The sequence below is a fragment of the Salegentibacter agarivorans genome, from assembly GCF_900113135.1.
Lineage (GTDB): Bacteria > Bacteroidota > Bacteroidia > Flavobacteriales > Flavobacteriaceae > Salegentibacter > Salegentibacter agarivorans.
In genome coordinates this window covers 103,976-126,853 of record NZ_FOOH01000009.1, presented here as the reverse complement: position 1 = coordinate 126,853, position 22,878 = coordinate 103,976, and the positions used below count along the sequence as shown (strand labels likewise).

General features: G+C 37.9%; 20 protein-coding genes. 9 read left to right on the top strand and 11 right to left on the bottom strand.

Features of this window, described 5'->3' with window-relative positions:
- Window positions 1–3 precede the first annotated feature (3 nt).
- From BM084_RS08645 to BM084_RS08630, 4 genes are all read right to left on the bottom strand, one after another.
- Window positions 4–1,836 carry an ABC transporter ATP-binding protein gene (locus BM084_RS08645; RefSeq protein WP_093304322.1) on the bottom strand — a complete coding sequence of 611 codons (1,833 nt, stop codon included), beginning with the start codon at window positions 1,834–1,836 and terminating at the stop codon, window positions 4–6.
- 82 nt (window positions 1,837–1,918) lie between these two features.
- Window positions 1,919–2,248: a DUF4377 domain-containing protein gene (locus BM084_RS08640; RefSeq protein ID WP_093304319.1), complete on the bottom strand. Its 330-nt coding sequence runs from the start codon at window positions 2,246–2,248 to the stop codon at window positions 1,919–1,921.
- Between the two features lie 143 nt (window positions 2,249–2,391).
- Window positions 2,392–3,786 carry an amidohydrolase family protein gene (locus BM084_RS08635; protein WP_093304315.1) on the bottom strand — a complete coding sequence of 465 codons (1,395 nt, stop codon included), beginning with the start codon at window positions 3,784–3,786 and terminating at the stop codon, window positions 2,392–2,394.
- Window positions 3,787–3,861: 75 nt separating this feature from the next.
- A complete protein-coding gene (locus BM084_RS08630; protein WP_218152242.1) occupies window positions 3,862–7,122 on the bottom strand; it encodes a S41 family peptidase in 3,261 nt (1,086 codons plus the stop codon).
- Window positions 7,123–7,285: 163 nt separating this feature from the next.
- Between BM084_RS08630 and BM084_RS08625 the strand changes: the two genes are divergently transcribed.
- Window positions 7,286–7,852, top strand: a complete 567-nt coding sequence (locus tag BM084_RS08625) for an RNA methyltransferase (protein WP_075324868.1) — start codon at window positions 7,286–7,288, stop codon at window positions 7,850–7,852.
- A 26-nt stretch (window positions 7,853–7,878) separates the two neighbouring features.
- On the opposite strand, the gene folK is transcribed toward BM084_RS08625, so the two are convergent.
- Window positions 7,879–9,006, bottom strand: coding sequence for a 2-amino-4-hydroxy-6-hydroxymethyldihydropteridine diphosphokinase (gene folK / locus BM084_RS08620; protein ID WP_093304312.1), 1,128 nt, complete (start codon window positions 9,004–9,006; stop codon window positions 7,879–7,881).
- Window positions 9,007–9,112: 106 nt separating this feature from the next.
- Here folK and BM084_RS08615 point away from each other — a divergent pair, with 106 nt between their 5' ends.
- Together BM084_RS08615 and BM084_RS08610 are read left to right on the top strand one after the other, a co-directional pair.
- A complete protein-coding gene (locus BM084_RS08615; RefSeq protein ID WP_075324870.1) occupies window positions 9,113–9,811 on the top strand; it encodes a queuosine precursor transporter in 699 nt (232 codons plus the stop codon).
- A gap of 142 nt (window positions 9,812–9,953) precedes the next feature.
- Window positions 9,954–12,647 carry an AsmA-like C-terminal region-containing protein gene (locus BM084_RS08610; RefSeq protein ID WP_075324871.1) on the top strand — a complete coding sequence of 898 codons (2,694 nt, stop codon included), beginning with the start codon at window positions 9,954–9,956 and terminating at the stop codon, window positions 12,645–12,647.
- 138 nt (window positions 12,648–12,785) lie between these two features.
- Here BM084_RS08610 and BM084_RS08605 read toward each other — a convergent pair whose 3' ends face one another.
- Window positions 12,786–13,580: a DUF2797 domain-containing protein gene (locus BM084_RS08605; protein WP_093304348.1), complete on the bottom strand. Its 795-nt coding sequence runs from the start codon at window positions 13,578–13,580 to the stop codon at window positions 12,786–12,788.
- Between the two features lie 109 nt (window positions 13,581–13,689).
- Between BM084_RS08605 and BM084_RS08600 the strand changes: the two genes are divergently transcribed.
- Window positions 13,690–15,207, top strand: a complete 1,518-nt coding sequence (locus tag BM084_RS08600; RefSeq protein ID WP_075324872.1) for a GH3 auxin-responsive promoter family protein — start codon at window positions 13,690–13,692, stop codon at window positions 15,205–15,207.
- Between the two features lie 177 nt (window positions 15,208–15,384).
- Here the strand turns inward: BM084_RS08600 and BM084_RS08595 are convergent, their stop codons facing one another.
- Window positions 15,385–17,220 carry a T9SS type B sorting domain-containing protein gene (locus BM084_RS08595; RefSeq protein ID WP_093304309.1) on the bottom strand — a complete coding sequence of 612 codons (1,836 nt, stop codon included), beginning with the start codon at window positions 17,218–17,220 and terminating at the stop codon, window positions 15,385–15,387.
- Window positions 17,221–17,351: 131 nt separating this feature from the next.
- Between BM084_RS08595 and folE the strand changes: the two genes are divergently transcribed.
- Genes folE through BM084_RS08570 form a run of 5 tightly spaced genes read left to right on the top strand, consistent with a single transcriptional unit; the run spans window position 17,352 to window position 21,180 of the window.
- Window positions 17,352–18,029 carry a GTP cyclohydrolase I FolE gene (gene folE, locus BM084_RS08590; protein WP_075324874.1) on the top strand — a complete coding sequence of 226 codons (678 nt, stop codon included), beginning with the start codon at window positions 17,352–17,354 and terminating at the stop codon, window positions 18,027–18,029.
- Between the two features lie 37 nt (window positions 18,030–18,066).
- Window positions 18,067–19,551, top strand: a complete 1,485-nt coding sequence (gene cysS / locus BM084_RS08585; RefSeq protein ID WP_075324875.1) for a cysteine--tRNA ligase — start codon at window positions 18,067–18,069, stop codon at window positions 19,549–19,551.
- A 20-nt stretch (window positions 19,552–19,571) separates the two neighbouring features.
- The gene (gene yidD / locus BM084_RS08580) at window positions 19,572–19,817 is read left to right on the top strand and encodes a membrane protein insertion efficiency factor YidD (RefSeq protein WP_075324876.1); all 246 of its coding nucleotides are present in this window, start codon (window positions 19,572–19,574) and stop codon (window positions 19,815–19,817) included.
- A 50-nt stretch (window positions 19,818–19,867) separates the two neighbouring features.
- Window positions 19,868–20,689: a prolipoprotein diacylglyceryl transferase gene (gene lgt, locus BM084_RS08575; protein WP_075324877.1), complete on the top strand. Its 822-nt coding sequence runs from the start codon at window positions 19,868–19,870 to the stop codon at window positions 20,687–20,689.
- Window positions 20,686–21,180, top strand: a complete 495-nt coding sequence (locus BM084_RS08570; protein ID WP_075324878.1) for a DUF192 domain-containing protein — start codon at window positions 20,686–20,688, stop codon at window positions 21,178–21,180. The genes lgt and BM084_RS08570 overlap by 4 nt, the downstream gene beginning before the upstream one ends.
- Window positions 21,181–21,285: 105 nt before the next feature.
- On the opposite strand, the gene BM084_RS08565 is transcribed toward BM084_RS08570, so the two are convergent.
- From BM084_RS08565 to BM084_RS08550, 4 genes are all read right to left on the bottom strand, one after another.
- Window positions 21,286–21,570, bottom strand: coding sequence for a type II toxin-antitoxin system RelE/ParE family toxin (locus tag BM084_RS08565; protein ID WP_093304306.1), 285 nt, complete (start codon window positions 21,568–21,570; stop codon window positions 21,286–21,288).
- Complete coding sequence (locus BM084_RS08560; protein ID WP_093304303.1) at window positions 21,563–21,802, bottom strand: ribbon-helix-helix domain-containing protein; 240 nt, start codon at window positions 21,800–21,802, stop codon at window positions 21,563–21,565. The genes BM084_RS08565 and BM084_RS08560 overlap by 8 nt, the downstream gene beginning before the upstream one ends.
- A 362-nt stretch (window positions 21,803–22,164) precedes the next feature.
- Window positions 22,165–22,533 (bottom strand): helix-turn-helix domain-containing protein, encoded by a 369-nt coding sequence (locus BM084_RS08555; RefSeq protein WP_093304298.1) that lies wholly within the window; start codon window positions 22,531–22,533, stop codon window positions 22,165–22,167.
- A gap of 11 nt (window positions 22,534–22,544) precedes the next feature.
- On the bottom strand, window positions 22,545–22,841 hold the full coding sequence (locus BM084_RS08550) for a type II toxin-antitoxin system HigB family toxin (RefSeq protein ID WP_093304295.1): 297 nt from the start codon (window positions 22,839–22,841) through the stop codon (window positions 22,545–22,547).
- Between the last annotated feature and the right edge of the window lie 37 nt (window positions 22,842–22,878).

Genomic DNA, 22,878 nt, shown 5'->3' with positions numbered 1-22,878 from the left:
CTCTTATTGATATCCCTGCGCCTGTAGGTTGAACAATTCGGCATACAGCATATCATTTTGCATCAATTCTTGATGCGTTCCAATTTCCAGTACGGCACCGTTTTTTAAAACCATAATTCTATCGGCTATTCTTACTGTGCTGAAACGATGCGAAATAATTACCGCAGTTTTCCCCTCAGTAAGCTTAATAAATCGGTCAAAAGCTTCGGTTTCAGCGCGGGCATCTAGCGCCGAAGTCGGTTCGTCTAAAATTAAAACCTCTGCATCTTTCATATAGGCACGGGCAATCGCAATTTTTTGCCACTGCCCACCCGAAAGATCTTTTCCCTGCTTAAAGCGTTTCCCCAATTGCTGATCGTAACCTCGCGGCATATCAGAAATTACCTCGTTCGCCAGACTTTTTTGCGCAGCGCTGTCAATTCGATTTTGATTACCGATTTCTTCAATTTCGCCCATGGCAATATTTTCACGAAGCGTTAATTCAAACTTTACAAAATCCTGAAAAATCACCCCGAAGTATTGTTGATATTGGGATTGATTATATTCTTTAACCGGAATATCATCGAGTAGAATCTCACCTTCAGTAGGTTCATAAAACCGAAGTAATAATTTTATCAGCGTGGTTTTCCCAGCGCCGTTTTCTCCTACAAAGGCCAGTTTTTCTCCTGCTTTTAATTCAAAATTGATGTTTCTAACCACCCAGGCTTCAGATTTAGGATATTTGAATCCGACATTTTTAAATTCAAATCCTTTTTTAATTTTCTTTGGAAGCGGTAATTTTTCTTCCGAAGTTTCATCGGAATATTTAAGGTCCAGAAATTCAAAATAATCCTGAAGGTAGAGTGCACTTTCGGTAATTGCGGTAAAGCGGGTAAAAAAGCCCTGCAATTTAGATCGAAGTCTGTTAAAAGAACCCGATAGGAAAGTAAGATCACCAAGTGTAAAAATTCCCGCTACGGTTCTAAAAACGATTAAAAGATAAGCACCATAATAGGCTCCTGTACCAATCACGTTGAAAACTGAACCCCAACCGGCGCGCTGTTTTGCCAGTTTTTTACTCATTAAATAATAAGTGTCGGAAAGGTTTTTAAATCGGTTTGCCAGGTAATCTGAAAGTCCGAAGAGTTTTACCTCTTTTGCCGTTACATCACTAGCGCCTACATAGCGCAAATAATCCAGTTCCCGACGTTCTTGGGTCCAACTTCTGGCCAGGGAATAACTGGTGCCACTAAATTTGATTTCATTTATTATTGTAGGAACTACGGAAACCACCAGTAAAATTATTAGCCAGGGTTCAAAGGCGACTACCCCAGCAAGTAAAGTGAAAATTACCACCAAATCCTCAGCCTGGGTAAGAATATTAGACATTAACCCAACCCTACCGGTGGTTTGCTGCCGGGCTCGTTCCAGTTTATCATAAAACTCAGAATCTTCTAACTGATCAAGGTTTAATTCTGAAGTTTTCTTAATAATTCGAACCGAAGTATCTATGCTATATTGGTCTCCCAACAAACCATCAGTCAAACTAATCGCCCTACTCATTAGATCTGATAAAATAGCCAGACCGAATTCTGCTGCTACCAGTAACCATAACCTATCAAGGTCTTTTTCTTCGGCCGCAATTTGTAAAACCACCTCATCAATAATCAATTTTCCTACAATAAGGATAACAACCGGTAAAATGGCGTTAATGGTCCTTGCCAATACATTAGCGTAAAACAGCAAAGGGTTTACTTTCCTGATTTCCTTAAAAAATCTAGGTACAAATTTTAAGGATGCAAAACTTCCTTTAAAACTGACTTTATTGGCTTCTAATGACTTTTTAGATCTGGGCAAGAATTATTTTTTCTTTGCAAGTTAGCTAAGATTTGAAAAAGATGGTAGTAATAAAAAAGAAGAAACCCTGAAGATCTTCAATTTAAACCTTTTCCTTAGACATTATCCTTACCAGTCGATATGAAATTGAAGAACCATCCATAGGCGGATTTTTTATTTTCTTCTTCTTCACTTTTAAATGATAAATATAACCGGGCTCATAATCAAAGCCTTCTATGCTGTCCTCATAATAAAAAAGGCTCCAGTTATCTGTACCTATATGGTCTCCTTCCTGCACGAGTAAGCAATTTCCTTCCCTTTCTCCCACACATTCTTCGGTATAGCTATTCACAACCATATCTACCACTCTTATATCATCGCTAAAGCTAATCCTAAGCAAAAACACCAAACCTATAAGACCACCCTGTATCATAACATTCCATTTTTATCCTATTAAAGATAAGCGATTGTATGATTTGCGAACTGGGGTTTTTCCCTTATTTATACTTGAAAATTGAATTTCGAAAATAATATATCCTAACTAATTAACTATGCTAAATTGGGCAGCTGAAACTATTATTGAATATCCTGAAGCATTTTTCCCAAATCTTCACGGGTAAACACCTTTCCGCTTTTTATTACCGCTGTGATTTCCTTTAGGTTCTGCAAATTTTCAAGAGGATTATTTTCCAAAAGCAAGAGATCGGCTATTTTTCCTTCTTCCACACTTCCATATTTATCTCCAAGATCCAGAAATTCGGGGCCGTTAATTATAGAGCTTTTTAATACCTGGGCATTACTTAAACCTGCTTTAGAAAGGGCATTTAATTCCCCGTGCAAAGATTCGCCGGGATAGACATAAGAATTAAATGCCCCACAATCTGAACCTGCTAAAAGCTTAACGCCCGCATTCTCCATTGGCTCAATCATTCGCACACTTATTTCTTCCATTTTTTCCCTCATCTTACTACCGGATGCTTTTGCTCTTTTTGCTCCTTCTATTCTACCTTGGTAGGTTTTTTGAATTCCGGGACCAATATAGTTTAACAATGAATCCTGCCTGTGATCTACTTCCAAAATTTCCGCCAAGGTTTTACCTATATAAAGTGTGGGGGTTACGTATACATTTTCTTGACTCATTTTAGCAAAAACCTCTGCTGCAAGTTCGGGATCGTAGGTATCTATTAATGGTTCTATCATTCCGTAGCCAAGATCGGGTTTAGTAAGACTGTCGGCGGCAGGAGAACAGGCTTTCAGTGGATAATACATATGCTCGGCACCATCAAGACCTAACGAAACCGCTTTCATGAAATCGGCGCTCATGGGCATATGGCCGGTGATTTTTAGGCCACGTTTTTCAGTTTCTTTAATGATATTGTAATAATTTTCTGCGGAAAGATTTCCATCATAGGTCTTTACGTAATCTACATCTAATTTCTCCAGGGAATCTAAGGCAGCTCCAATATCGCTCGAATTTGAAACTTTTATAGACCCAGGCCAGGCCGGTTTATCACCATCCAGCTTGGGCCCCGAACTAAAAATCCTGGGACCATCTAATTCACTATTAGCAATTTGATCTTTCCATTCCATTACACTCGGAGTGATATCACCACCGGCATCGCGTACAGTGGTAATTCCGTATGCTAAAAAAAGTGGTAGAAGGTCTTTGTTTTCTTCTACCAAAGTATCACCCCCTCTAAAATGAACGTGGTTATCCCATAGTCCCGGTATTACAAACTTTCCTTCGGCATCAATTAATCGATCGGCAACAAATTTCTCATTCTCAATACTTTCACGAACCTCAACAATTTCACCATCTGAAATAAAAATTGATTGTCCTTTGCTTAGACTTTCACTCTCTACATCTATAATTTGAGCATTATAAATAACAAGATCGTAGGCTTTGACTTCCTTATTCTTGCAAGATGACAGGGTAATTGCTAGCAATAAGAAATAAGTGAGTTTATTCATTTTTATAAGACTTTTAGACGCGCACCTGGTAATTCAAATTCCCGCTTTCTAAATTTAAATTAAGTCGAAAGAATATTAGTTATCAGTTTTATCAGGATATACCGGGGAAGGCACTTCTGCCGGCGGATTAGCCTCCAGCTGTTTCAGCACAATCTCAATGGCTTTTTCCAGTTGAGGGTCTCTTCCTTCAAGAACTTCTTCCGGCCATTGTTCCACCTCAACATCTGGTGCTACTCCTTCGTTTTCTACACTAAAACCTTCTTCGGTATAAAAAGCAACATTAGGTGCGGTAACAGAGCCGCCATCTATAAATTCAGGATAACCCAATACGCCTACCAGGCCGCCCCAGGTAGTTTTTCCAACGATAGTTCCAAGATCAAATTTTCTAAACATCCACGGCAGATAATCCCCACCGGAACCTGAAGTTTCATCAGTAATCATCACTTTTGGCCCCTGTATAGAAGCACTTGGCGATTTTAGATCTTTTCCATAGCGAAACCTCCAGTGTGCCTGCTCTGGTTTTTTAAGAATATCTATAACATAATCTGCCAGTTGGCCACCGCCATTAAAACGTTCATCTACAATAATCGCCTGCTTGTTCGCCTGCGGAAAGAAGTAGCGTTTGAAGTACTCATGTCCCTCCGTGGCAGTATTTGGCACATAAACATAGGCAACCCGGCCATCGGTAGCTTCGTGAACTTTTTGAATATTGCCTTCTATCCAATCGCGGTTTCTTAAAGCAATTTCATTTTCAACCGGAGTTACTTTAATTTTTCTTGAATTCTTCATATTAGGATTAGGACCCACGGTGAGCATCACTATTTTCCCGGCCGTATTTTCAAATAACTTATAGATATTATCACTAGCCTCTAGCTCTTCTCCATCTACTGCCAATAGATAATCGCCTTCTTTCACATCTACTCCGGGTTCGGTAAGGGGAGAACGCAAATTAGGGTTCCAATTGAGCCCGCCATAGATTTTCTCAAACCTATACCTGTCATCTTCTATACTGAAATCTGCTCCCAAGAGACCTCCTTTTACAGATTCTTTAGAATGAAGCCTGTCACCTCTACCGGAAAACCTGTGATGCCCAACTCCAAGTTCACTAAACATCCATTCCATCACCCGGTAGAGGTCGCTTCGGGAAGTAACATCTCCTATAAAAGGCTGATATTTTTCTTTCATTTTATCCCAGTCTACGCCGTGCATCCCGGGATCATAAAAGTAGTCTCGATTAACTCGCCAGGCCTCATCAAAAATATTTGGCCATTCTGCTACGGGATCAATTTTAACCTGAATATCACCGGTATTAAGCGTTCGCTTTTCTTCAATTTTATCAATTTCAACGAGACCCCATTTTTCTTCTGCCTTATAAAGTATCTTTTTTCCATTGGCAGATATCTCGTAAAAAGTGGCAGGCATTATCTTCTTATTCTCCCTTTCTTTAAGATTGTACAGATTTAGAGTTCCCTTGTTTTGCTCGTGAGGAGGATAAGCTAAATAATAGAGATTTCCTTCTTTTGGCGAACTTAGGTTAGCATACTTGCCGGCAGGAAGCGGTACATCCACGATCCTGTTTTCTATTCCCTCGAAATCAATTTTCAAGTCGGGAACTTTGATTTCTTTATCCTCTTCTTCCGCCTTCTTCTTTTTCTCTTCCTCTTTTTCTGCCTGCTCAATCTTTTCAACATCGTTTTCTCTTGCAAATGGAGATTCTACATCCTTCTGTAAAGTCACCAGGTAAATCGAACTGGTCATTTCCATATCCTGGTTAGACTGATCAAACCAATTCACCACCGGCCCGGCATCTGTAGAAGCTAACATATAAAGATATTTTCCGCTTGGATCAAAAACCGGACTTGAAACGCTGGAGAAACCATCGGAAATTGCATAAGATTTATCTTCTGAAAGCGAATACACATAGGCCTGTTCAAAGCTGGTTCCTGTTACTATGGTGTAACTAATCCAATTAGAATCGTGAGACCAACTACCAAAAAGGTTCCTAAAAACTCCCGGTATATATCGTTCATCCTGAGAAACTTTTGTCACTTTTCCGGAATCTATGTTTAACACATAAAGATTACGCCCATTATCTACAAAACTTATTTTCTTACTATCTGGCGACCACTTTGGATAAGCATAAAAACCTGCACCCTCAAGTTTAAATTTTTTAGCCTCTTTTTGTTCGCTTTGATCCTGAACGTGCAGTGCATATTCTCCGCTTTCATCGCTAACATACGCGATGAATTTTCCATTTGGAGACCATACAGGGTCTTGTTCGTGCACCCCCGGGGTTTCAGTTATATTAACCACATCGCCTTTTTCAGCGGGCACCGTTACTATTTCCCCTCTAAAATCCATTACCACCCTTGCACCGGTAGGCGAAACGGAGGCGGTACGAATATATTCATCACCCTTTACAAACCTTGGGCGCAGTTCAAGAAGATCTGTCGCGATCCCAACCTCTATTTTTTCAGTAGTATTAGTTTCCGGATTATAGGTATGCAGGTATCCGGCTTGCTCAAAAATGATTTCATCATTTCCTGCGGAAAGATCTAAAACCGGGAAATCTTTAAAATTGGTAAGTTGAGTAATCTCTTTGGAATTCATATCATAACTGTACAAATTGAATTCTCCATTCCTGTCACTCCTGAAATAAACTTTATCACCCAGCCATTGAGGCCTGGTATCGTTGCTTCCACCTTCCGGTTTCGAAATTTCTGTAACAGAATGGTCATTGGTATCAAAGATCCAAATTCGAGAAGCAGTACCACCACGATAATATTTCCATTGATTAAAAGCTTCGAAAAGTGGCGTATAAGCAATGTATTTTCCATCGTCTGAATAATCTGCCCAAAAGGCATTTGGAATCTCCAGTTCTTTAACCTGGCCACCCTTTACTGAAACCTCAAAGAGTTTCATATATCTATTTGTAAAAACACTACGCTGAGAACCAAATAGTACAGCAGAACCATCTGGTGTAAAACCACGAACCAGGTCGCTCCCGGGGTGCCAACTAAGGCGCTCAGGCACGCCACCATTAGCAGGAACCACATATACATCGGTATTTCCATCATATTCTGCATTAAAAGCTATTAAACTTCCGTCTGGTGAAAAAACAGGATTGGATTCAATCCCATCATCTACTGTAAGTCTTCTTGGTGAAGAGCCATCTTTATTTGCCACCCAAAGATCTTCGGCATAAATAAAAGCGATTTGAGAATCACTCATCGCGGGTTTTGAAAGTAAACGGGTATCTTCTTTATTAATATCCTGGGCTGCAAGAGTGACAGACAGGAAGAAAAAAAGTAGCAGGGAAGTAGTTTTATATATCATACTAGAGGAATATTTTATCATTTACTAATATAAAACTAAAATGTAAATAACCTATGAAACCCGTAATTACGAAAGATTCGAATTAAAAATCCCTGCTTATCAACTCCAGTCTTTTTAGATTTAAATTAATTTATTTCCTCGCATTCTTATTAATTTTGCCGCTATGGAAAACCGAAAATTAAAAAACAGCGAACTGGACCGAAAATCTATTGAGGAATTCAAGAAAGCTGAGAAGACACCTATTATTCTGATTCTAGACAATATTAGAAGCTTAAATAATATTGGTTCGGTTTTTCGTAGTGCCGATGCTTTTTTAATCGAAAAGATTTATCTCTGCGGAATTACCGCACAACCACCTCATAAAGATATTCAGAAAACCGCTTTAGGCGCAACTGAAACCGTAGACTGGGAATATACGGAAAACACGCTGGAGGTAGTGGAAAAACTTCAACGAGAGAAAACAAAAGTATTTTCAATTGAACAAGCTGAAGGCTCGGTGATGCTAAATGATTTTAAAGCCCAACCGGGTGAAAAAATCGCCGTGGTTTTTGGTAACGAGGTAAAAGGAGTACAACAAAAAGTAGTTTCGGCGAGTGATGGAATTATTGAAATCCCGCAATTAGGTAGTAAACATTCGCTAAATATTGCGGTTAGTGTAGGCGTGGTTTTATGGGATCTATTTTCTAAAATAACCACCAATAATCGTGAGCAATCTTATATGGCTCACTAGAGGAACTTCCTACTTCTAGGAAATCATTAGGCTTTGATCTCTTCTAAAATCGACAAATAATCCAGGCGGTTATTTACAAAGTCTTTCCCGGAAATATCTACAATCTGCACCTTCATATTGGTTTGGGTCTTTATAAAATTCAGGTAACTTTTATTGATTTCCACTAAATAATCTGGCTGAATATTCTGCTCGTAATCACGACCGCGAGCCTTGATATTCTCCAATAGTCGATCTGTATTTTGGTAGAGATAAATGTAAAGATCTGGCTTTACCAATTCCTTGTACATTAAATGAAAAAGCTTGTGATATAAAGCATATTCGTCTTCAAGCAGCGTGATTTTAGCAAAAATAAGCGACTTAAAAACATCGTAATCTGAGATCACAAAATCTTTAAAAAGATCATATTGCGCTAAATCGTCTGAAAGTTGCTGATAGCGATCGGCCAGAAAAGACATTTCCAAGGGAAAAGCATATCGCTCTTTGTTCTCGTAGAATTTTGGTAAAAACGGATTGTCTTTAAACCTTTCTAAAATGAGTTTTGCATTAAAATCTTCGGAAACCATGGTAGAAAAGCTGGTTTTCCCGGCACCAATATTTCCTTCAACCGCGATATAATTCAGGTTATTTAAATTGAATGCTTTTTTAGGAATCTCTAGCTTTTCAGGAATCGCTTTTATTTCTGAATTGTCCTCAACCCGCTTCAGTAATTTTTCAATAGAAACTTGAAAAATAGGATGATGCTCCTTAGCAGCGATATCGGCCAAAGGTAACAACACAAATTTTCGGTTTTGCATTGCAGGATGCGGCACTATCAAATCTGAGGTTTCTAAAATTTCATCTTCAAAAAGAAGAATATCCAGATCCAGGCTTCGGTTTTGGTAATTTTTAGCATCAGAGCGAACTCGACCGGCATCAGCTTCAATCTTTAATAATTTCCGAAGAATTTCTTCCGCAGAAAATCTGGTAGAAACGGCAATACAGGCGTTTAAAAAAGCATTGCCCTCAAAACCCCAGGCGGGCGTTTCATAAACCTGCGATACCTGTTGCACCTCGCCAATTTCTAAATATAATTTATGCAGTGCATTTTGCAGAAGCTCAAAGCGGTTGCCCACATTGCTTCCCAGGGCGATATGTACTATTTTTGGGGAATTCAAACTAACTGAAGAAAAATTATTAAAGCTTATCCTGTAAATTTCACAGCAAATTAAGTAAAACAAAATCACATACCCCTAATTTTGTAGGAAGACTTAAAAAATAAATTTGGCTAAACTTTTACTGAAAGACAAACTTGCGGCACAGCGCGTATATTTAATATTGGCCGGGCTTTTTATCGCCTCATTGGTTGTTTCGAACCTAATATTTCAGAAATTCTTTAGCTGGGATTTTTTTGGGCTCTATACATTTGAAATTTCTGTTGGAATTTTACCGTATCCGGTTACTTTTTTGATCACCGATATTATTAGCGAGATTTACGGTAAGAAAAAAGCCAACCAGGTAGTAACCACGGGAATTTTTGCTTCGTTCTTTTCTTTGTTGATAATTTACACTGCAGATGCCGTGCCCGCTACCGAATGGTCTCCCATAGGCGACGCTTTGTTTACACAGGTTTTTGGCGCTACCACTATTGCCGTTTTTGCCTCAATGGTTGCCTATTTATTGGCACAGTATATAGATATTCACTTATTCCATTTTTGGAAAAGATTGACCAAAGGAAAACATTTATGGCTCCGGAATAACTTTTCTACCTTTCTCTCGCAGTTTGTAGATACGTTTTCGGTCTTGTTTTTGCTCTGTAGTTTTAATAAAATTGAATGGGACTTATTTGGCGCACTTTTACTTAGCGGATTTTTATTTAAAGTAATCGTTGCCGCGCTGGATACTCCGCTGCTCTACGCTTCGGTCTTTGCTTTTAGAAAGCGATTTAAATTGAAGCAAGGCGAAGAATTAAAATATGATTAATTTAAATAAACCAGCTTAATTGGTTTGAATTAAATAATATAGAAATGAAACCAACATGCTGCTGGACCCAAAGATTGGTAATTCACAGGATAAAATTTGGAGCTTGTGTTTAATCTAAAATTGGAATAAAAATTTTTAAGAAATGAAAAAAGCATTAAAAATAATTGGAATTGTATTGCTGGTAATTGTAGTAATACTGGTTGCCGCTCCATTTTTGTTTGAATCACAAATAAAAGATTATGTTCGAAAAACGGCCAATGAGAGTGTGGATGCACAGGTTGAATTTAGCGACATAAGCCTTAGCTTTTTTAGGAGTTTCCCGCAAGCTACGGTGGTAATTGAGAATTTCAGCGTGATCAATAATGAACCTTTTAAAGGCGATACGCTTGCGATTGGGGAGGAAGCGCAACTGGAAATGTCTATTAAAGAATTATTTAAAGGTGCCGATGAACCTAAAATTTTAGACAATATAAAAGTCAACAACACTTATCTAAATATTAAAGTGGACTCTCTTGGCAATGCCAATTACGATATTGCAGTTGAAGATACTACCGCTGTAGCTTCCGACTCCGCTTCCACGGGATTTAGTTTCGATCTTAAACATTACGAGATCAATAATTCCCGGGTAAAATATTTAGACGAAGGCCAGAAACTGTTACTGGATGTAGAAGAGTTGCATCACGAAGGAACCGGAGATTTTTCTTTAGCTGAAAGCGAACTGGACACTAAATCTAACGCCCTGGTTTCTCTAGATTACGATGGAACAAATTACCTGAACCGAAACAAGGTTTCCCTTGATGCCGTGATCCAGATGGATCTGGAAAATATGCGTTATACTTTCCTTGAGAACGAAGCAATTATCAATCAGTTGCCGTTAACATTTGAAGGGTTTGTGCAGGTGAATGAAGATAATAACGAGATAGATCTAAGTTTCCAAACGCCTTCTTCAGACTTTAAAAACTTTTTAGCGGTAATTCCTGCGACCTACGCAAAAAACATTGAAAATGTAGAAACTAGTGGAGATTTCATTGTTAATGGGAAAATTCAGGGAATTGTAGACGAAACCTATATTCCAAAAATGGATATTAAAGTGAGCTCAGATAATGCCTCCTTTAAATATCCAGATCTACCAAAAAGTGTTCAGGACATCAACATAGATCTCCAGATATTAAACGAGACCGGGATACTTGAAGATACTTACCTCACTTTTGATAATGTAACCTTTAGAATAGACCAGGACAGGTTTGCCACCAACGGAAGCATAAAAAACCTAATGGGAAATATGTTAGTTGATATGGCGCTGCAGGGGACTTTAAACTTAGCGAACCTAGACCAGGCTTATCCGCTGGAACTGGAACAAGATCTCAATGGAATCTTAACCGCCGATGTTACCACGCAATTTGATATGAATTCTATTGAAAAAGAACAATATCAAAATGTAAAAAGTAGCGGTACGGCAAGCATTAGAAATTTCAGTTATAAATCGCCAGAAATTCCTAACGAGGTAAAGATCGCTAATGCGAGATTGAATTTTAATCAGGGTAATGTTCGCGTACCTGAATTAAAACTTACCACGGGGCAGACAGATATTACAGCTTCGGGAAATATTGAAAACCTAATGGGCTTTTTGTTTACTGAACAAAATTTAAAAGGAAATTTCAATGTAAATTCTAATGTTTTTGCCATCAACGATTTTATGATCGCTGAAACCAAAAATCAATCTCAGAGCGAAACCAAACCAGAAGATACTCCGGGAGAAATTTCTACTCCGGGCACCAATGAAGCGGTAAAAATTCCTTCATTTTTAGATACCGAACTTGCGTTTAATGTAAACACGGTAATCTATGATAACCTGGAACTTAAAAACGCTAAAGGAACTATTATCTTACGCGATGAAACCGCCACTTTACAAAACATCACAACCAATATTTTTGGTGGAAATATCGCGCTGGCAGGAAATGTTTCTACTAAAGGAGCAACACCAACTTTTGATATGGACCTGGCGCTAAACGCACTCAATATCGCAGAATCTTTTAACGGATTGGAGATGTTACAGGGCCTCGCACCGGTAGCCCAGGCTTTACAGGGTAAATTACAGACCAGCCTTAAGTTAAACGGTAATTTAAATAACGATCTTACTCCGCAATTATCAACCCTTGCCGGGAATGCACTGGCGGAAATACTAACTGCAGAGGTAAATCCTGAACAACTTGCTTTACTTTCACGTTTAGACCAGCAGTTAGACTTTATAAATTTAAAGGATATTGACCTGGACAAACTTAAAACACGTTTGACCTTTAATGATGGAATGGTGCAAATTGAACCCTTTAATTTTGATGTAAAGGGCGTAAATGTAGAAGTTTCCGGGGGCCACGGCTTTGATATGAATATGAACTACAACCTGAGTCTCGATGTGCCTGCAAGAATGCTGGGAAGTCAGGTAGGTAATGCCCTTAGCAGATTAAGTGGAGATGAACTTAAGAATATGGTAGTAGCGCTGCCAATAGGTTTAAAAGGAACTTTTCAAAATCCGCAGATAAATATCAATATGGAGCAGGCGGTTAGCAATCTTACCCAGAAAATTGTTGCAAAACAAAAAGAAAACCTTAAAGAACGCGGGCAGGATGCAATTAGAGATATTATTAATAAGCAAACCGGTGGAAATCAAAAGCCACAAAATGATAGCATTACTTCTCAGGATTCTACACAAACCCAAACCCCAAAAACTGACCAAACCCCAAAAAGTCAGGAAGAGCAGGTTAAAGATGCTGCCCGGAATATTTTAGGCGGAATTCTGAAAAACAGAACTCAGAAAAAGGATACGACAAGCAATTAAAAAATTAAACCCTCACAGATTTTTAGTAATTTCAGAAATCTGGGAGGGTTTATTATATTATATCTTCAGGAATAAACTTTTCTAAATGTTAGATGCTGAAATAAATTCAGCATGACGTGTTTTCACAGCTTTTTTAAATTAAAGCACACCCAACTCCACTACAAAACCTTCGTGGGCCCGGACGTTAAAAACGGTACCGTCTTCAAAAATTAAATATTGTCCTTTAATTCCTTTTAAAACCCCTTCGTAGAATGGGTTTTTACCCAAATTGAGAGTTTTAATCTTTTTCGGAAATTCTAATACCGGAAATTCAATTTCTAATTCTTTTCTATCGCCCAGATAATATTCTTTGGCTTCGTCGGGAATAAACTCTTTAAGTTTATCTCTTTCTTCCGCCAGATTCAGATCCAAAACTTCATTGGTCAACATTTTCCGCCAATTGGTTTTATCCGAAACATGACTTTTCAAAGCCACTTCAGTTATTCCGGCGAGATATCTATTGGGAACTTCTACAATTTCAATGGCTTCGTGCGCTCCCTGATCTATCCAACGCGTAGGAATTTGCGTTTTTCGGGTTACTCCAACTTTTACATTGCTGGAATTTGCCAGGTAAACCACGTGCGGTTGCAACTGAGCTTCTTTTTCGAAATCCAGGTCTCGATCTTCTTCATCTAAATGTGCTTTACTAAGTTCGGGACTCATAATCCAATCTCCGGCTTGCGGAATGGAAGTAAAACAATCGTAACAATACCCCTGGCGGAAAATTTTCTTTTGCAATCCACAGTTTAAACACTGAAATCGAAGAAAATTAAGGCTTATTTTCTTCCCGAGAATCTGGTTCATATTAATAAAGTCTTCCTCAAAAATGAGGTAATATTGCACCTTATCGGTGATCTCAGTTCTCATTTTTCTAAACACCCCTTCGTATCTCATCTTTTTTTCCCTATTTTTAACCGAAGTTGATTTGTAAGCTTCGAAGTTTAAATTAATTTTAGCCAGCCAAACAGCTGAAGCATTGTCAGCGATAAAGATATAAAGAATAATGCCAATTCCATTAGTAAACTCCATTGCTTCGTGGTTTCTCAAGAAGCGAATTCATCAAATGGAGTTGTTTATAAAATACCCCCACGAAGTTCAGGACGAGCTACTTAGACATTTGCTTTCTAAAGCAAAAAATACCGAAATTGGCAAAAAGTATGGCTTTTCAGAAATTAAAAACCACAGCCAGTTTGCGAGCCGGGTACCTATTCAGCAATATGAAGATTACCAGGCTTGCATAGAACGCAGCCGGCAGGGAGAAACCAATATTTTTTGGCCTACGCCTATAAAATGGTTTGCAAAATCCAGCGGCACCACCAGCGCTAAAAGCAAATTTATTCCGGTTAGTGAGGATTCCCTGGAACATTGTCATTATAACGCAGGCAAAGATTTGCTTTGCATGTATTTAAATAACAATCCTCAATCCCAGTTATTTACGGGAAAGAGTTTAAGGTTAGGTGGCAGTAAAGAAATTTACAAAAATAACGGTACGGCTTACGGCGATCTTTCGGCGATTTTAATTGCCAACATGCCATTTTGGGCAGAGTTTAGCAGCACGCCCAGCAACGAGGTTTCCCTAATGAACGATTGGGAAGTGAAAATGCAGGCGATTGTTAACGAAACTATTAAAGAGAATGTGACCAGCCTTGCCGGGGTTCCCAGTTGGATGCTGGTTTTACTGAATAATATTTTAGAAACCACAGGAAAAGAAAATCTATTTGAGGTGTGGCCTCACTTAGAAGTTTATTTTCACGGTGGGGTAAGTTTTGATCCTTATGCTCCGCAATATCAAAAGATATTACCCAAAGAAGATTTCAGGTTTTACGAGATCTATAATGCTTCTGAAGGATTTTTTGCCTGCCAGGACCAAAACGATTCCAAAGAATTATTGTTAATGCTGGATTACGGAGTTTACTACGAGTTTATTCCTATGGATAGTTACGGAAGCGAAAATGAAAAAGCAATTCCCCTGGCCGAAGTTGAAACCGGGAAAAATTATGCGGTGGTAATAACCACAAATGCAGGTTTATGGCGCTATAAGATAGGCGATACCGTTAAGTTCACTTCTACTAGTCCTTACCGTATAAAAGTAACCGGAAGAACCAAGCACCATATTAATGTTTTTGGGGAAGAATTAATTATTGAAAATGCTGAAGCAGCCTTAAAAAAGACTTCTTTAGTTACCAATTGCGAAATTGTAGATTATACCGCAGCGCCTGTTTTTATGGAAGGCAAAGAAAAAGGTGCGCACGAGTGGATTATTGAATTTAAAAATCCGCCACGGGATTTTGAGAAATTCAAATACGAACTCGATTTGGCATTGCAACAGGTAAACAGCGATTATGAAGCAAAACGTTATAATAATATGACGCTGAATATGCCTAAAATTCACCAGGCACGTGAAAAATTATTTTACGACTGGCTTAAGAAAAATGATAAACTGGGCGGGCAACATAAAATCCCGAGACTTTCTAATTCCAGAAGTTATGTAGAGGAATTGTTGGGGATGAATTATTTGTAATACAAAGATATACAGCTCCCCTCGTTAAAAGGATGGAAACGGATTCAGCTTTAGCTGAGGAAAGGGGTGGTTAAACATTTAATAATTAAAATAAAATTTTTAAAAATCACCCCTCCGACCTGAGACCACCTCCCTTTGAAAAAAGGTGAGGAGCTCTTTTATTTTTCTATCAACTTATTATCTTTTCAGTGTAAAATTGGCGCCAAAATGATCGTTGGTACCATCTTTTTCAAATTCAACTCTAAACCAATAATCGTCTGCGGGCAAGGTTCTACCATTGTAAGTGCCGTCCCAGCCTGCGCCTCCGGGAGTTAACTCTTTAATCAGTTTCCCATAGCGGTCAAAAACATAGAGTTTTTTAATCTGAATTTCAGTGGTATTTTCAATATTCCAGGTATCGTTATACCCATCAGAATTTGGGGTAAAAAAACGCGGATAACCAACCAGGTAGAATTCTTCAGAAGTTGTAATTCCACAGCCATTAATTTCTCTGGCACTAATGGTATGATTTCCAGGGTCTAAATTTCTAAAAACTGTACTTCCCTGCCAATTACCGTTATCAGCACTATATTCATAAGTGGTTTCATTTCCTGGCCCAGGAGTTGCTTCGGCACTAATTATATAACCGCCGGTAAAATCACTTCCTTCAATCTCTACCTCAACCGTTTCGGGGCGGGAATAAACAAGTAAAGTAGTGTTAAATTCTATGGTACAACCAGAGCGAATATCGGTCACTATAAGACTTACACTATTAAAATTGGGAGTTTCAGTGAAATTTAAAACCGCTTCGGTACTAATTGTATTCCCCCCGGCTATCCACTCGTAAGTATAATCGGTACCTAAATCTTCGCCTATTCCTTGTTGATCAAGCACAGTTCCGTCTACATCTACACAAATCACGCTTTCTGCCGGTAGAAAGTTTTCCGGCACAAAAGTCAATTCTACATTGAAAATAACCTCGTTTGAAAGACAACCGCTTTCGGTTCCTTCTACCTGAGCAACAATTTCCCGGGACTCTTCTACCGGGAATGCAGTGGGATTAGAAATAGGATTTTCAGCTTCAAGCTCCTGGATAGATTCATAAAAATTCACCCTGTAATTTTCTTCAGCGGAATTTCCATTCAGAATTTCGGCTGAGGCAGCGCTTAAATCTATAGTGGTTTGATTGGGATCACAGAGGTAAAGATCTTCTGGAGTATTAGCAACGGGCTCACTATAAAACGTAACTTCAATTTCATCTTCATCAGCCTGTCCCGTAATATTTTCATATACAATCACCTTATAACGTCCAGAATTTGTTATGGTTAAGGTAGGATCTTCTTCATTAGCAATTATCTCGAAATTGTTTGTGGTATTATCAAACCTAAACCATTCGTAGCGCTCTACCCCATCTGTAGTAGCATCTAAAGTTGTTTCATTTTGCCCACATAGAAACCTGTCTGGCCCCAACACTTCGTCTAAAATCCCACAATCTGTAGAACCGGAATTAGCCTGATCTGAATTTGTTTGCCGTAAACTTATAAACCCGGGCAATTCTTCATAATTAGTAATTAAAACCACGTAAACCTGTCCTTCCTCAGCATTTGGGATAAACATTTGTTCTACGGTATCGGGTTCGTAACTGCAGTCTACAATATTTAGTTCGCTTAAAGAATCGTCTGTACAATAATCTTCAGTACGGTCAAAAGGTCCCCACACAATAAAATCTACATCGTATTGAGAACCGCCACCATCTTCATTTTGAAATTGAGAAATATCAAATCGAAGATTTCCGGTTTCTTCTACCTGCAAATAAAACCAGGCAGGATAAGGTTGCGAAAGCAAACAGCCATAATCTGGTCCCGGTTGCCCATTTACAATATTACTGTTTGTTGTATTAGAATTAGGAAAAACAAGCTCCTCGTCTCCGGCGCAAAATGGATCTAGATTTTCACAAGAACTACCCTGGCCAAAAACGCTAAAACTCCCGTAAAGAAGAATTATACAAAAAAGAAGTAGGGTTTCTTGTTTCATAATAAGTTCTAGAAGTTACAAAATAACAAATATCTATTTAAACCCCGGCTTTTATGATTACATAAAAACCTATTAAATATGTATCTTTGCAAGCCAAACAATCGGTTTACGACTATTATTGTAAAAACGGTATGAAAATAGATAAAATTTTGAATGAAATTGATGAGCAGGGAGATGCCCACGTAGGCAGCAGTGCAGAAACCCCTATTCGTGAAGATGCTTTTGAATTGAGCGATATTGAAAAAGTAGCGCTCATCAATAAAGATGTAAAACATATTATGGAAACTTTAGGCCTGGATCTTACAGATGACAGCCTAAAAGGAACTCCACAACGTGTGGCAAAAATGTTTGTAAATGAGATTTTTGCAGGATTAGATCCTGAAAAAAAACCCATTGCATCTACTTTTGAAAATAAGTATAAATATGGCGAAATGCTGGTAGAAAAGAACATTACCGTTTATTCTACCTGTGAGCACCATTTACTTCCTATCGTTGGAAAAGCCCACGTAGCCTATATTTCTAAAGGTAGGGTTATTGGACTGTCAAAAATGAACCGAATTGTAGATTATTTCGCAAAAAGACCACAGGTACAGGAGCGAATGACGATGCAAATTGTTCAGGAATTACAAAAAGCTTTGGGTACTCCAGATGTTGCTTGTGTTGTTGATGCCAAGCACCTCTGTGTAAACAGCCGCGGAATTAGAGATATAGACAGTAGCACCGTAACCAGTGAATTTGGCGGAGCTTTCAAAGAAAAATCTGTAAAAAGAGAATTCCTTGACTATATAAAATTAGACACTACTTTTTAAAAAATTCTATTTCTTAATAACCAACAACTAACTATCTATGGCGCTATACCAGGAACAAAGCTTGAAAATGTACAATTCTATGACGGGGGAAAAGGAAGTCTTTAAACCCATAAACGAAGGAAACGTTGGAATGTATGTTTGCGGCCCTACTGTTTACAGTAATGTTCATTTAGGTAATTGCCGAACTTTTATCTCTTTTGATCTGGTTTTTCGCTACCTAAAACATTTAGGCTATAAAGTAAGATATGTAAGAAATATTACCGATGCCGGTCACCTTGAAAATGATGCCGATAGCGGGGAAGATAGAATTGCCAAAAAAGCACGTTTAGAACAAATAGAACCTATGGAAGTGGTACAACGCTACACCATAGATTTTCATAATATTCTGCAAAAATTCAATAACCTGCCGCCGAGTATAGAGCCTACGGCTACCGGCCATATCGTTGAGCAAATTGAGATCATTAAAACCATAATCGAAAAAGGATTTGCCTACGAGGTAAACGGATCGGTTTATTTTGATGTAAAGAAATTCAATGAAACCAATCATTATGGTAAGCTAAGCGGAAGGGATATTGACAATATGATTGCTAACACCCGCGAACTTGCTGCACAAAGTGACAAGAAGAATCCGCAGGATTTTGCGCTTTGGAAAAAAGCCGAACCACAGCATATTATGCGCTGGCCTTCACCCTGGAGCGATGGTTTTCCCGGCTGGCATTTAGAGTGCACCGTGATGAGCACAAAATATTTAGGTGAAGAATTTGATATTCACGGCGGCGGAATGGATCTAAAATTTCCACACCACGAATGCGAAATTGCCCAGGGAGAAGCGGCTACGGGGAAAAACCCCGTTCATTATTGGTTACACGCCAATATGCTTACTTTAAACGGGAAGAAAATGGCAAAAAGTACCGGCAATAATATTCTTCCCGAGGAAATTTTCTCTGGAAATAATGATGTTTTAGATAAACCATTTTCACCGAATGTGACCCGCTTCTTTATGCTTCAGGCGAATTACCGTAGCATCCTGGATTTTTCAGATGAAGCATTAAAAGCCAGTGAAAAAGGTTTTAACCGATTGATGGATGCTTACCATGCTATAGATGAGCTTCCGGTTTCAGATAAATCGAGCGTAGATATTAAGAGCTGGAAACAGTCTTGCTACGATGCGATGAACGATGATTTTAACAGCCCGATTTTAATCGCCAAACTTTTTGATGCGGTTAAGATGATCAACAACATCAAGGAAGAAGCTGCTACGATCACTTCAGAAGATAAAGACGAATTGCAAAAAACAATGTCGGCTTTTATGTTTGATGTGTTAGGCCTTTTAGACAAAGTTTCTGAAAATAATGACACTTCAGATAAGCTTTCTTCAACCGTAGAATTGCTTATAAAACTGCGTGCTGAAGCAAGAAACAATAAAGATTTTGCTTTAAGTGACCAGATAAGAGATCAATTACAGGAAATGGGTATTCAGCTTAAAGACGGAAAAGAAGGTACCACTTTTACTATTAAGTAATTAATAAAACAGGAAAAACGATGCTTAAAAAATGGTTAGCATATCCGTTTATCCTGTTGGTGAAATTTTACCAGAATTTTATTTCCCCGCTTACACCGGCAACCTGCCGTTATAATCCAACCTGCTCGCAATACAGTCTAATCGCTTTACAGCGTTTTGGTGTTTTTAAAGGTGGCTGGCTTAGCTTAAAACGCATTTTTAGCTGCAACCCGTGGGGCGGAAAAGGCTACGACCCGGTTCCTGAAAAAACAGAAACCAAAATATAGGGCAACTACTTGCAAATATGTATCTTTACCCTACTAATCAATTTTAATTTATGCTTTTTAACGCGATCACCTGGAGCCCTTCAGAAGGTTTAGACTTAGGTTTTTTCACCCTTCACTATTACAGTTTAATGTTTTTGATAGCCTTTGGACTGGGCTGGTACATTATGAAAAGTATTTTTGTAAGGGAAAAAGTCTCGATAGAGAAACTGGATTCGCTTTTTATTTACACGGTTTTAGCCACATTGATAGGTGCGAGATTAGGTCACGTTATTTTTTATGATTGGGATTATTTTCAAAATCATTTATTAGAAATATTCTTACCGGTTCGTTTTGAACCAGAATTTGAATTTACCGGCTTTAGAGGTTTGGCCAGTCACGGTGCCGCTATTGGGATTATTATCGCAATGTACCTTTACCGTAAACGCGTTTTAGACAAACCCGTACTTTGGGTTTTAGACCGAATTGTAATTCCGGTAGCTAGTGGGGCTATTTTTGTAAGAATAGGAAATTTTATGAATTCTGAAATTATAGGAAAACCCACCAATTCAGATTATGGAGTGATTTTCGCAAATTTAGGAGAAACTTTTCCAAGGCATCCGGCACAGTTATATGAATCTTTTTGTTATTTATTAATTTTTATCCTGCTATGGTATTTATACTGGAAAACCGAAAAACGCCATAAAGTAGGCTATCTTTTTGGCTTGTTCCTGGTTTTACTTTGGACGGTAAGATTCTTTGTAGAATTTGTAAAGGAAGCCCAGGTAGAAGAACGCACCACCTGGTTATTAAATACCGGGCAATGGCTTAGTATTCCGTTTATTATCGCCGGATTATACTTTATGTATCGTCCTACCAAACCCAGAACCGTATGATACGTAAATCCATAATTTTATCAGCGCTTATAGCGGTTTCATTCTTATCTTCCTGCAAGGATGATAATACTGTTGAAGAACCTATTGAAACCGAAGAAATAACTTTCACTAAAGAAGGCGAAGCAACCTTGCTGAAACCTAACGGAGATACAATAAAGCAAATTGATATTGAAATTGCCGATAATACTTACGAAAGAGAAACGGGTTTAATGTACCGTGAGAGTATGGAAGACGACCAGGGAATGCTTTTTATTTACGATGATGAAGCGCCCAGGGCTTTTTATATGAAGAATACCTATATCCCCTTAGATATTATATATTTCGCTTCAGATAGTACTGCGGTGAGTTTCCAAAAGAATGCGCAACCGCAAGATGAAACTTCACTACCCTCTGGAGAACCGGCTCAATTTGTACTTGAATTAAACGCAGGACTTGCAGACGACTGGAATATTGAAGTTGGGGATAAAATAGATTTTGAGCGGGTAGATTAGGTTTTAAAGCTAAATATTTCATTTATTGAATTAGAAGTATTTCTATCGAACCCGAAATTTGTGTTGTAGTTTTCTGAAAAAGTGTACTTCTTAACGATTTTTAGATTAAATATTGCTTAAATCCTGTTTTCCGATTATTGCCATAATTTCTACAATATCGTTTTCTATGCGATAATAGATACTATCAACGCCACATACACATCTTCTATACCCAGGTTTTATGAAATCAACTGCTTCGAAAGAGAAAGGTTGCTCTGCGATTAATTCGAAATATTCAAAAAATATTTCGAAACAGATATCTGCATGAGTGACTCCAAACCTTTGTACTCCAAATTGATGAATTCTTATTAAATCTTCTTTAGCAACATTACTTAACCTATACTTACTCATTAAGTAAAGACTTTGATTGTGCTAAAATCTGTTTTTTACTATCATTTGTAAATCCGCTTTCTTCTGCTTTTTCTAATTTACTTTTAATCCAATCAATTTGAACCTGCTGATTTCTGACCTGTCTTATCAGGTCATTAATCAATTCACTTTTACTTGAATATTCCAGACTCTCAATTTGAGATTTTAACCATTCATCATTTGGTTTTGTAAATGAAATACTTTGTCTGGGCATAATAATTCCTTTTGATGTAAAATTGCACCATATTTACATCAGAAGCAAATTTTTTATTTTAAGTAATAAATTGGTTTTGCCGACCACTGGAATATTGAAGTTGGTGATAAGATAAATACTTAAAGGATAGATTCAGTTTTAAAGCTAAATATTTCATTTACTGAATTAGTTTAGCACAGGGATTTTTTATAATCTTTTGTAGTTTTTTGTTTTGATCTATCACTGAATGATCCCGGTTATTGGCAGTTGGGAGTAAGGGAACGCAGATTTGTCGACTTAATATTGGTTTCTTCATCAAGTTAACTATTTTCTTCCTATCGCTGCCACCTATTTGTAGCGAACCGTTGTTCTATGCAGGTTTTTTATTTCGTTAACTGGTAATTTGATACTAAAACAGAAGCAGAAATATGTAGAATTCCTTCAAGCTCTCTAATCATATCTACTGTCAATCTTTTCTTTTTATTCAGGATTTCTGAAACTCTACTTTTTCCTCCAATAACTCCAACTAAATCTTTTTGTTTTAGATTCATTTCTTCCATTCTGATTTTTATCGCTTCAATAGGATCAGGAGCATCAATTGGATAATGTTCATTTTCGTAATTATTAATCATCATAGAAAGGATCTCCGCTTCATCCCCCTCCTCAGAATCAGTTGGAGCATCAAATATTACGTCTAGCCTTTCTAAAGCTTTCTCGTAATCCTCTTCGTTTTTTAAAGGTTTAATTCTCATAGCTCTAATTTTTAAATTGTGTTAGCATCTATTTTATCATATTCTGCATGTGTTCCAACAAATCTTATAAAGGCCCACTGTCTTTCATAGTTGAATTTCACAATTAATCTATATGAGTTTCCTTTAATATTGAAAACAACTCTATTATCTTTTAAAATGCAAGCATTTATATAAGTTTTCTTTGCATCATTTGGAGAACTCCAATTGCAACTTTTAGCTGTTTCATGCCAGGTCTTTAAATATTGCTCTGATTCAGAATGCTTTTCCCAGAATTCTCTCAATGTCTTTTTTGAAACTATTCTCTTCATTTTAAAAAATCTAAAATAAAGATAATTAAAGTTCTCT

Bases quoted from the DNA above. Each gene is read 5' to 3' on its own strand.
- lgt (WP_075324877.1), top strand. From the start codon at position 19,868: ATGCTTTTTAACGCGATCACCTGGAGCCCTTCAGAAGGTTTAGACTTA.
- cysS (WP_075324875.1), top strand. From the start codon at position 18,067: ATGGCGCTATACCAGGAACAAAGCTTGAAAATGTACAATTCTATGACG.
- BM084_RS08610 (WP_075324871.1), top strand. From the start codon at position 9,954: ATGAAAAAAGCATTAAAAATAATTGGAATTGTATTGCTGGTAATTGTA.
- folE (WP_075324874.1), top strand. From the start codon at position 17,352: ATGAAAATAGATAAAATTTTGAATGAAATTGATGAGCAGGGAGATGCC.
- BM084_RS08605 (WP_093304348.1), bottom strand. From the start codon at position 13,580: ATGAGATACGAAGGGGTGTTTAGAAAAATGAGAACTGAGATCACCGAT.
- BM084_RS08635 (WP_093304315.1), bottom strand. From the start codon at position 3,786: ATGAATAAACTCACTTATTTCTTATTGCTAGCAATTACCCTGTCATCT.
- BM084_RS08550 (WP_093304295.1), bottom strand. From the start codon at position 22,841: ATGAAGAGAATAGTTTCAAAAAAGACATTGAGAGAATTCTGGGAAAAG.
- BM084_RS08595 (WP_093304309.1), bottom strand. From the start codon at position 17,220: ATGAAACAAGAAACCCTACTTCTTTTTTGTATAATTCTTCTTTACGGG.
- BM084_RS08570 (WP_075324878.1), top strand. From the start codon at position 20,686: ATGATACGTAAATCCATAATTTTATCAGCGCTTATAGCGGTTTCATTC.
- BM084_RS08640 (WP_093304319.1), bottom strand. From the start codon at position 2,248: ATGATACAGGGTGGTCTTATAGGTTTGGTGTTTTTGCTTAGGATTAGC.
- yidD (WP_075324876.1), top strand. From the start codon at position 19,572: ATGCTTAAAAAATGGTTAGCATATCCGTTTATCCTGTTGGTGAAATTT.
- BM084_RS08625 (WP_075324868.1), top strand. From the start codon at position 7,286: ATGGAAAACCGAAAATTAAAAAACAGCGAACTGGACCGAAAATCTATT.
- BM084_RS08555 (WP_093304298.1), bottom strand. From the start codon at position 22,533: ATGAGAATTAAACCTTTAAAAAACGAAGAGGATTACGAGAAAGCTTTA.
- BM084_RS08565 (WP_093304306.1), bottom strand. From the start codon at position 21,570: ATGAGTAAGTATAGGTTAAGTAATGTTGCTAAAGAAGATTTAATAAGA.
- BM084_RS08630 (WP_218152242.1), bottom strand. From the start codon at position 7,122: ATGATATATAAAACTACTTCCCTGCTACTTTTTTTCTTCCTGTCTGTC.
- BM084_RS08600 (WP_075324872.1), top strand. From the start codon at position 13,690: ATGCCAATTCCATTAGTAAACTCCATTGCTTCGTGGTTTCTCAAGAAG.
- BM084_RS08560 (WP_093304303.1), bottom strand. From the start codon at position 21,802: ATGCCCAGACAAAGTATTTCATTTACAAAACCAAATGATGAATGGTTA.